9 protein-coding genes and 2 tRNA genes are annotated in these 9,244 nt (G+C 63.2%); 5 read left to right on the plus strand and 6 right to left on the minus strand.

Going from position 1 to position 9,244, the window contains the following annotated elements; all coding sequences use genetic code 11:
• Positions 1-365: 365 nt before the first annotated feature.
• The 3 genes from ACFMO5_RS00835 to ACFMO5_RS00845 all read left to right on the plus strand — a co-directional run bounded on the left by ACFMO5_RS00835 (position 366) and on the right by ACFMO5_RS00845 (position 2,471).
• Positions 366-566, plus strand: coding sequence for a hypothetical protein (locus tag ACFMO5_RS00835; protein WP_376790879.1), 201 nt, complete (start codon positions 366-368; stop codon positions 564-566).
• A gap of 398 nt (positions 567-964) precedes the next feature.
• Complete coding sequence (locus tag ACFMO5_RS00840; RefSeq protein ID WP_376790880.1) at positions 965-1,669, plus strand: hypothetical protein; 705 nt, start codon at positions 965-967, stop codon at positions 1,667-1,669.
• 124 nt (positions 1,670-1,793) lie between these two features.
• Positions 1,794-2,471 carry a lytic transglycosylase domain-containing protein gene (locus ACFMO5_RS00845; protein WP_376790881.1) on the plus strand — a complete coding sequence of 226 codons (678 nt, stop codon included), beginning with the start codon at positions 1,794-1,796 and terminating at the stop codon, positions 2,469-2,471.
• A gap of 156 nt (positions 2,472-2,627) precedes the next feature.
• Here ACFMO5_RS00845 and ACFMO5_RS00850 read toward each other — a convergent pair.
• Both ACFMO5_RS00850 and ACFMO5_RS00855 read right to left on the minus strand, forming a co-directional pair.
• Positions 2,628-2,719, minus strand: a tRNA-Ser gene (locus tag ACFMO5_RS00850).
• 11 nt (positions 2,720-2,730) lie between these two features.
• A tRNA-Ser gene (locus ACFMO5_RS00855) sits at positions 2,731-2,821 on the minus strand.
• Positions 2,822-3,033: 212 nt separating this feature from the next.
• Between ACFMO5_RS00855 and ACFMO5_RS00860 the strand changes: the two genes are divergently transcribed.
• Together ACFMO5_RS00860 and ACFMO5_RS00865 are read left to right on the plus strand one after the other, a co-directional pair.
• Positions 3,034-3,744: a rhomboid family intramembrane serine protease gene (locus tag ACFMO5_RS00860; RefSeq protein WP_376790882.1), complete on the plus strand. Its 711-nt coding sequence runs from the start codon at positions 3,034-3,036 to the stop codon at positions 3,742-3,744.
• A 173-nt stretch (positions 3,745-3,917) separates the two neighbouring features.
• Entirely contained in the window at positions 3,918-4,613 is a 696-nt protein-coding gene (locus ACFMO5_RS00865; protein WP_376790883.1) for a response regulator transcription factor, read from the plus strand.
• 245 nt (positions 4,614-4,858) lie between these two features.
• Here ACFMO5_RS00865 and ACFMO5_RS00870 read toward each other — a convergent pair whose 3' ends face one another.
• From ACFMO5_RS00870 to ACFMO5_RS00885, 4 genes are all read right to left on the minus strand, one after another.
• Complete coding sequence (locus ACFMO5_RS00870; RefSeq protein ID WP_376790884.1) at positions 4,859-6,112, minus strand: hypothetical protein; 1,254 nt, start codon at positions 6,110-6,112, stop codon at positions 4,859-4,861.
• 12 nt (positions 6,113-6,124) lie between these two features.
• On the minus strand, positions 6,125-6,652 hold the full coding sequence (locus ACFMO5_RS00875; protein WP_376790885.1) for a hypothetical protein: 528 nt from the start codon (positions 6,650-6,652) through the stop codon (positions 6,125-6,127).
• 31 nt (positions 6,653-6,683) lie between these two features.
• Positions 6,684-8,513, minus strand: a complete 1,830-nt coding sequence (locus ACFMO5_RS00880; protein WP_376790886.1) for a DUF2207 family protein — start codon at positions 8,511-8,513, stop codon at positions 6,684-6,686.
• Positions 8,514-8,895: 382 nt separating this feature from the next.
• A partial coding sequence (locus tag ACFMO5_RS00885; RefSeq protein WP_376790887.1) for a transposase occupies positions 8,896-9,244 on the minus strand: 349 nt, incomplete at its 5' end.

The raw sequence follows: 9,244 nt of genomic DNA on the forward strand, positions 1-9,244 counted from the left end.
CCCCCGAAAACCCCCCATTGAAAGCAGTAGCTTGCCAATGGTTAGAACATGGAAAAGCCCTGCTGGCCTCCTGGACTCAGTGGACAGATCACATCATCGGAGAGACAATAGCTCTATCTATCCGATACTTTTAGGGGTTAGGGGTCACCTTCGGCAGCTTCCACCCCCGGAGGTTTCCCCTCTTCACCCCGCAGCCCTTTGAGCTGCAGGATGAGGAAGAAAAGACGAAGGAGCCATCCGCCCCTCCACCCAATATCTTCAACACTCAGGCGGATAAAGCAGTATTCTCTGGCCTGGAGAGCCTGATGCAAAGGTCGATGCTGTTCTGCGATCGAAACAGTTGCCGGGCCCACGGAGGCATATGGGTGCACCGAACGGGCCTGGAGGAATGGGTCGTGGAGTTCGAGGCGCAAGCTTTTCGCTTCATCGAGAGCGGCGTGTCGCCTATCTGCCCGCTCTGCGGCGGCCCCCTGTTGTGGCCCACCGAGTTGATTGAAGGGACGTCCCCGACCACACCCGAGGAGCGCGAGCGCCTGACCCTTTGGTTTTCCTCCTTGCCAGAATAAAACCTTGGCGGCCTCCGCTGGCTCCCAACAGTGCTCCTTCCACATTGAATTTAGGAGCGATGCCATTGGTTTTTTCGTGGGCGTTTGGGGTCGGGCCGGGCGTCAAAGGCCCCCGGCCCGACCCCAAACCGTTCTTTCTCCCCGTGCGGCCCTGCCGCACGGGGAGGAGGCAAATGGAGTGACCACCATGGCCTTCCTCAAAACCCTCCGCTCTTGACCCGCCCCAGGGACAGGAGTTACACCGCTCGGAGCCTGGGAGAGGAGGCGGAAGGGCCACAACCCCCTTCATCTCCCATTGAGGAAACCCACTGCCGAACTCCCATCAGGGATTTGACGCCCGCTCCCTTCCGTGCTAAGATGAGGTTGCCGATTAGAACAAATGTTCTAAGGAGGTTTTTATGGCTTGGCACTGGTTCCAGGCGGCTCGATCGGAAATCCAGACGACCCGGCCGGGCCGTGAGAGCGTGGATCTGGCAGCTCCTGTATGGAGCACTGAAATCGGGGTACCGCTGATCGTTGGGTTGATGATGACCGGAGGATGGCTGACGCTGGAATGGTTTAATTATTCCGCGTCCCAATACGCCATGACCACGCTCTTCGGCGACCTGATGGCCGACGGGATGACCTGGGGAACGTTGCTGGCTCTGGGCCTGTGGTTGGTGGATCTGTCAGGTTTGATCTATCTCTCAATCCCCAATGAACGGGAGAAGCCTGGCTTTTGGTATGTGTTGGTTGCCTGGCTTCTGGCTTCAGGAGCGAACGCGTTGCTGAAATGGTGGGCAGTGACGTTGGCGCTGATGGCCTCGCCGCTGGCCCAGCCTGCGACGCCGCGTGCGGCCTTCATTCACACGCTGATGCCCTACATCCCGACCGCTACCGCCTTCCTGGTCTGGACCGGACGGGTTCTCCTGATCAGCACGATCATGGGGCTTCTCATGCCAGCGCTGCACCGGCTGACCGGGCGCCTCCATGCGTGGGCAGATTCGCGCATCGCGCAGACCTCAGAAGGAACCGAAGAGGTGGAAGCAACCAGCCCAGGACCCCGTCTGATCACGCCGAACGATCGGGAGGCGCTCTCCCGACGGCGGATCGGACAGCGCTAAGCCATGGCGCGAGGCGATGGGGGGAAGAGAAATTGGGCCATCGAGCGGGCGGCCTCGCCGTCCCCGCAGCCCTTATCGTCCATGATCGTTGAGGATGCACCGCGCGTACTCAGGAGGTTCTCTCATGCTCGCTCTGGAAGCGCAACGCTGGGTCACGCGAGGTCTCCCGTTTGGGACTGCCGTGCTGGCGGCCCTCCTGCTGACTCCGCTGGCCGGGGTGGTCGCCATGGGCCTGAACCCAAACGAGGCAAGCACCTCCCAAAGGCCGATCACCGCCCCCAGCTCAGCGGTCGCCCCTTCAACAGAGGCGGGGGCCCTGGCCCCTTTATTCACCCCCGAAGTGCAACGATGGTCGACGCGCATCCTGGCCTGGGCTCAGGCCTACAACTTGGACCCCAATTTGATCGCCACAGTGATGCAAATCGAGTCCTGTGGGGATCCCCTGGCCCGATCCTCCAGCGGCGCCTTGGGGCTCTTCCAGGTCATGCCTTTCCACTTCGGCGCCGGGGATGACCCGCTGGATCCGGAGACCAATGCCCGCGCCGGGCTCTCCTATCTGGCGGAGGCGCTCCGCAAGGCGAACGGCGATGTCGCTCAAGCCCTGGCAGGCTACAACGGAGGTCATACGATCATTGGGCAACCGCAGCGCTGGACCGCGGAGACCCAACGCTACGTTTACTGGGGGGTTGGGATCTACGAGGATGCCCGCCGTGCGTCAGCCCGGAGCGACCGGCTTCAAGAGTGGCTGGAGGCCGGGGGGCGAAGCCTCTGCGAACAGGCAGCCCGACGCGTGATCCGTTGAGCTCCCACGCTTCGCGCGCTTGAAATGGCTGCTCCATTCCGCTCAGGGGTTTTGGAGAACGTCAGGAAGGCTGCGATTCCCCCTTGGAAATCCGCACGGGCGCCATAGGTTCAATAAAAACCGGGGTGGCGCTTCACGCGCCACCCCGGTGAGAGGCGGAGGGGGAGGGATTCGAACCCTCGAGGGAGGCTTTTCGCACCCCCCACCGCTTAGCAGGCGGTCCCGTTAGGCCTCTCCGGCACCCCTCCGGATATCGAGGCGGAGGGAGGGGGATTTGAACCCCCGAGGAGGCTCTCAGGCCTCCTAGCGGTTTTCAAGACCGCCGCCTTCAGCCGCTCGGCCATCCCTCCATAGGCAATTATGCCCGGCTCCTCGATCCCCGTCAAGCGAATTCGCCTTGGAAATCCAGGTTTCCCCATAAGGGACTTCGGGGCCGGTCCGGGCCTCGCAGGCACCTAGCCCCACCCGATCATCGCATCCGGAACATAACGCGCTGCCCCCATCTTACGGTTTTTTCCAAAAGAAGTATAATCAATTTGACCTTTTGCTCAGGAATCGCAGAATGATTCCCATCAGCGACAGCCCGCGAAGCAGGACGATTCCCATCGTCAACTGGACCTTGATCCTGCTCAATATCCTGATCTTCCTGTTCGAGATCTCGCTTCCTTCACGAACACTGGATCGGTTTCTGTTTACCTGGGGGGCGGTGCCGGTTCGGATCTGGGGAGCGCTGCTTGGACGGGCGGATCCATTCTGGCTGATCACCTTAATCACCAGCCAGTTCCTCCATGGCGGCTGGGCTCACATCCTGGGCAATATGCTTTACCTGTGGGTGTTTGGGGACAACGTGGAAGATCGTATGGGTCATCTGCGCTATCTGGTTTTCTACCTGCTGTGCGGCGTGATCGCCGGCCTGATCCAGACCCTGGTCCTCTTCGGCTCCCGCGTTCCCTTGATCGGGGCCAGCGGGGCGATCGCCGGGGTGCTGGGGGCCTATCTGGTGCTGTTCCCTGGGGCCCGGGTGACCGTGCTGGCCCCCTACTTCTTTTTTGGCCTGGGCTTCTTCGAGGTACCGGCTGCAGTATTGCTGGTGATGTGGTTCCTGCTTCAGTTTGTCAATGGAATGGCCGCGATCACTGCTGCCAGCCCCTCGGTGGGCGGCATCGGATGGTGGGCTCACATCGGCGGGTTCGTGGCGGGGTGGCTGCTGGTGCGTCTGTTCGCACGTCGCATCCGCCCCCGACCGGTGTTCCCTTATGAGTGGTATGAATAGCGCTTTTCGCCTCCCCCCGCAGTGCGAGGAGGGAGAAGAAAACCTTTTTGGGGGGCGAGGGCCGTTTTCGGCGGTCTCTAACCCCTAAAGGATCAAGCGCTCGCCATGAATTTTGGGGGTTTATGGCCAGTTGGGACAGCAAACACTCTCTGTTGAGGTAAAGGCAGCATATGATGAACGGAAAACCATTGATCCTGCTGATCGATGATGATGCGTTGTTGCGTGATCTGTTGACGCGAGCACTGATCCAGAGCGGTTATGAGGTGCTCGCCGCAGGTACGGGAAGCGAGGGGCTTTCCCTGCTCGACCTCCACAACCCGGACGTGGTGATCCTGGATATTCTGCTCCCTGACATGGAGGGTTGGGAGGTCTGCCGACGCATCCGCCGGGTCTCCACGGTGCCCATCCTCTTCCTGACCGCCCTGGATGAGATCCCGGACCGGGTGCGGGGGCTCGTTCTGGGCGGGGATGATTATATCGTGAAGCCCTTCGCTGTAGAGGAACTGCTCGCTCGGGTGGAGGCGATCCTCCGGCGGGTGCGCCAAGCTTCGGTGACCGCGCTCCCGATCCTGGAACTGGGTGAGGGCACGTTGGTCATCGATCGGGAGCACCGGCAAGTGAGGTTCCACGGCCAACCCTTAGATCTCACCCCGATTGAATACACGCTCCTGGTCTATCTGGCGGAACGGGCTGGGCGGGTGGTCTCGATCGATGAGCTGCTCACCGCCATATGGGGTGGACGGAAGGAGGGCTCCCTTCAGGCCCTCCGTTGGTATATTTGGAACCTCCGCCAGAAGATGGAAAAGGATCCCCGACGCCCGCGCTGGATTCAGACGGTGCGCCGCCAAGGCTATCGTCTGAATCCCTAACCGTACGGATGGGGTGTGTTGTGCACGCTTGCGGGTAGTCGCCCCAACTCCGTACTCGCAGGATTCCTGTGGATGTGGGCCGCTTGCGTGGCCCACACCCACAGAGAAGAATTTTTTTCTCCTATCCTTACCTCTTCACCGCCCCTTGAGCGGTGAAGAGGGGAAACCCTTCGTTGGGATCGAGCCCTTGTCTGATGTCCTGAATTGAGAGGGCGGCCGAAGGCCGCCCTCTCAATTGCTTAAGCTTATCCCTCCTCCAGCAGGGGAAGCAGGATCGGATGAACGTCGCACCACGGCTCTCCATCGCTGTATTCCAGCAGGCTCAGATTGGCCAAGAACTCGCGGGTCCGCTCGTTGTTCACAAAGGCCCGCGTGCGGTGATAATGTAACAGCTCCCCGTAATCCTCTGGCCGTAAAGTCCCTCGATAATCGTTCTGCAACTGGACCACGGCGCTTCTCATCTCAGCCAGGCCGATCCGATCCTGACCGGCAGCGAGCCCGTGCAGGATCGCCGATTGCATCAGCTGAATCAGCGTCAGGGGAATTCCCCCGCTCATCCGGACCGCGAGGTCGATGGCCTCGGGGTCGATGAGATAGGGCTCCACCCGGCGCTCCACGATCTCCCGCATCACTCGATAACCATCCGGCCGCAACTCTCCTTTCCGATCGTAGACCATCACGTTGGGGACCAGGAAGCGCTCGCTGAAATGGCTGCGGATCTGGAGGAACTCCCGGGCATAACGCAGGGCGATCGGGAAGGTGAACAGGATGTGCGCCCGCAGCTCCGCCAGCAAAGCGGCGTGGTTCAGGAAAAGCCCCAAGGCCCGTTCAAAGGAAAGCTTATCCAGATCCTCCACGATCACCAGAACAGGCCGTCGGGCGTTCGAGCGGATCTCCTCGATCAGCCGGTTGGTGCGGGAGACCAGCTCGAAAAGCCGCAGCTCCGCCCGCTCTCGAACCATCCGCCGGGTGCTGCTTTCGGTTTTGACCCGCCCTTCCAGCTTGAGGGCCAGAAGATTCAGCGCCGCCTCGGCCGAAGCCTCCCGGGAGGGGCTCACCATCTCCTCCTCCACGATCTCATGGGTGAGCCACCGGTAAAGGTCCTCCAGCATCCCCACCCCGACCAGGCCCCGCTTCCGCCCCTTGAGGATCCGCTCATCGGTGGCTTGCTGGAGCAGGCGCAAGGCGATGGCTAAGATGAGATCCACGTAGGTGAGATCGGTCAGATTCAGGATCTCCAGCACGGAGAAATGTACGATGAAAAACCGCCCCTTCAGGAGGCCCGTCAGGCGATTGAGCTCGGTGCTCTTGCCACTCCCCCGGTGGCCGGAGAACAGGATCTTCACCGGCTCGTCCATGGCCTCCAGATAGGCCTTCAACTCCTGGGTGGGGACATCGGGTCGCTCCACGTAATAGGCGGCCAAGGCCCGTCCGGATAGGGGGACACGGGGATCGAACAGGTTCAAAGCCTCTTTCAACGTGCGCGCTCGGATCGCCATTGAACCCTCCATTCATTGGGCGAGGAAGATCTCGGTACCGCAGTAGGGGCAACGGATGATCCCTTTCCCAGCCAGCTCGAGCGCCCCGCCGCAGTTCGGGCACTTCCCGGCATCTCGCAACGCCGCCGCCTCAGCGGAGTAGAGTAACCCCTCCGACCAGTTGATATACCCTGAGAAGAGCCCCAGATGCACCAGATCGTAAATCCACGCCCGGACTTGATCCCGGGTCGCTCGAAGCTCCAGGGCGAGATCCGGGATGGCCACCTTCCCCCGGGCCTGGATCATGCCGAGCAGCCGGCGCTGCTTCTCCGCCATCTCGGCCTCCTGGGCCTCCACTCCCCCTCGGCGCCAGAGGTAGATCCCGCCCCCGATCAGAGGGGAGAAGACCAGGAAGACCAGGAAGGCCCCCAGGGCACCCCCCCCGGGGGTCAGCTCCCCCCGAGCTGCTTGGATCGATAGGAAACCCAGGAAGGCCATCACCAGGAACACCCCTACTCCCACCAAAATCCCCCCCAGCAGCTGCATGGTGCGCGGGTGCATGGTTCCTCCTTGTGGGACGGCATGTCTTCGATTATCCGAACCCGCTTCGCCCACCTCCACCGCCCCGGCCGCCGAAGCTCCCGCCCCCGCTCCAACGACCGCCTCCGCCGCGCTCGGAGGGAGGGCGACTGATGAAAGCATCCGCAGCGGTGTTCAGCATCTCCGTCAGGCTCTCCGAAAACGCGTTCAGGCTCCCCGTTAACGAGGCGGCCATATCATCCAGGGAAGGCACCGCTGGGGCTTCGCCGGAGGGCGCCGGCGCGGCATGGCCCGGGGTCCTCCCCGGGGCGGCGGTTGGATACGGACGAACCCATGGGCGATACCAGGGTGGCGGTGGGAGATCCGGCGCCATTTCCTGCCATTGGCGCAGGAATCGCCGCTCCATCCCGAAGGCAATCGCATAGGGAAGATCACGCTCCAGCCGGGCGCGGGCCTCCTCCGTCGCCAGCGGCTGCAGGCGACGCAGGCCCTGAGCGAAGGCCCGCCAGCGGGCCGCCCGCTCGGTCCCCTCCCGGGTCTTCCGGGGCATGTGCGGAGCGATCAGAAACCACGCCAAGGCCGTCCCACCCAGTCCCACCGCAACCGCCCACATCCCCCAAAGCCCATCCTCGCTCCAGCTCGCCGCACCGATGCCGGCCAGGGCCGCCAGCCCCCCAAACAGAAAGGCCAGGAGTCGATACCCGCTCCGCACCCGGTCCGGACGGCCGGCGAACCACCCGGCCTGGGCGACCGCCTGGTAGAGAGCCGACTCGATCTCCGGAAGGCGTTGGAAGAAGCGATAACGGAGCTCCCTGAGGCGCCGCACGGACGCGCCGTTGAAAAGCGCCCGCAGCAGAACCGCCTCGAACGGCCGAAGATCCGCCTCCTGACCGGTCCGCCGGAGGATGAAATCGCGGGCGAAGCCCTCACGGACCTCCTCGATGGCCAGCACACCCCGGCGAGCCAGATCCACCACCGTCGCCAGGACATCCCGGAGATCCGCCTGCTCATCCAACAGCACCCCGACCATCGCAGGGGGATCCGCAGCGGGGGGCTCCGCCAGCATGTCGGGGATCACCCCAGCGTAGGGATCCCGCCCTCGCACCGCCCACACGATTAGGGCCAGGGCTGGCCCGCCGACCAGCAGCAGCAACCCCAGGGTCAACAAACCCAGGTTATATAGGGGGATCCGATCTTCCCGTTCCTGCCATCCCGGCGGCTCTGGAGGGATGATCCCATGGGGGAACTGCACCCGGATCTCGAAGGACTCATCGGGCTGGAGCGGACGCCGGGCCTGGAAGCGAACCACGTGCCCATCCTCCAGGATCTCTCCATCCGCCGGCCCATAAGCGGTGATTCGCTGAGCGGTCGCGCCAGGAGGGAGAAAGACCGTAATCGCACTGCGACGGATCTCATACGCATGTTCCGCCGGGAGCGGATTCCACCAGAGCTGATCCCCCTCCGCGTAACGTCGAACCGCGCCCCGCACCAGATAACGAAGGTGGAACGTCCGGACCGCGTTGGTGGTGGGGGGGAAGAACCAGCGTACGGTGATAGCCTCACCGTTTTGTTCGACGACATAGGTGAACGGCTGGCCGGAAGGCTCCTGACGGTAGACTCCTTCATCGTCCCGGAGATCCAGGATCGTGATCCCCTCGGTGCGCCGGAGAGGGATCTCCCGGAACCCACGACGGAAGGTCCCAACGAAATGGATCATCTGGTGCTCCGTGATCTCCAGCGTGCCATCGGCCAGCACCCGGATCTCCACATCCAGGCGCTCCGCCATCGCCGTAGGGGGCTGGGCATGGAGGATAGGGGCCCGCGTTACCCAGCCGATGAAGACAAGCCAGAACCCGATGCTCCAGAGAAGAACCTTTTTCATCGCTTTCCCTCACAAGGGGTTGGAAGCGGGGCCACCTCCAGCACCCCGCTCCTCCATGAGCCGTTCCGTGACGCATCGTCATCGATTTCACCCCGAAGGGCTCCATCGATGACCGGTCCCTTCCTGCTTCATCGACCCATAGCTCGTCGACCGGACCTGGAGGCCCGTTCCGCCGCCAGAGGGATCTCCACAGGCCAACGGGCACCCTGCGCGATCCAAAGGATCGCGCGAGGTGCCCCAAGTTCCCGGGGAACTCCCGGTAGGGCCTTTGCGGGCGGCCAACCTGTATTGCCTCAAGTTCAAGGCGGCGTTGAGATCCCGATCGATCTCCCGCCCACACTCCCGCCCCGAAACACGCGCACCGACCGGGGCCCCTTCGGCCCTACCCCCCACACCGCGAGCCACGCCGGGTGGACGGGAAATCCGGCGGGGCCACGAAGAGCGGTGCCCCATCCCATTGGGCCTTGGAGGCCAGGAGCCGAAGAAACATCCCCCACACGTTCAGCGCCTCCACCACCAACACCGGCTTGGTTTTCGCCCGCCCGGTGGGGACCGGAGGCAGGCCATCGCGGCGGAGGTTCCGGATCCGACGGTGCAGCCGCGCCAACCGCAACGAAGCCTGGGCGTAGTTGCGGGATCCCCGCTGCTTCCGGGAAAGCTGCCGCGAGCGGCGGCGCAGCCGCCGCAGGGCTTTCGCCAGGAACTTCGACGCCTCGATCCGTGTCCCATCG

Source organism: Thermoflexus sp. (assembly GCF_042408365.1).
GTDB lineage: Bacteria > Chloroflexota > Anaerolineae > Thermoflexales > Thermoflexaceae > Thermoflexus.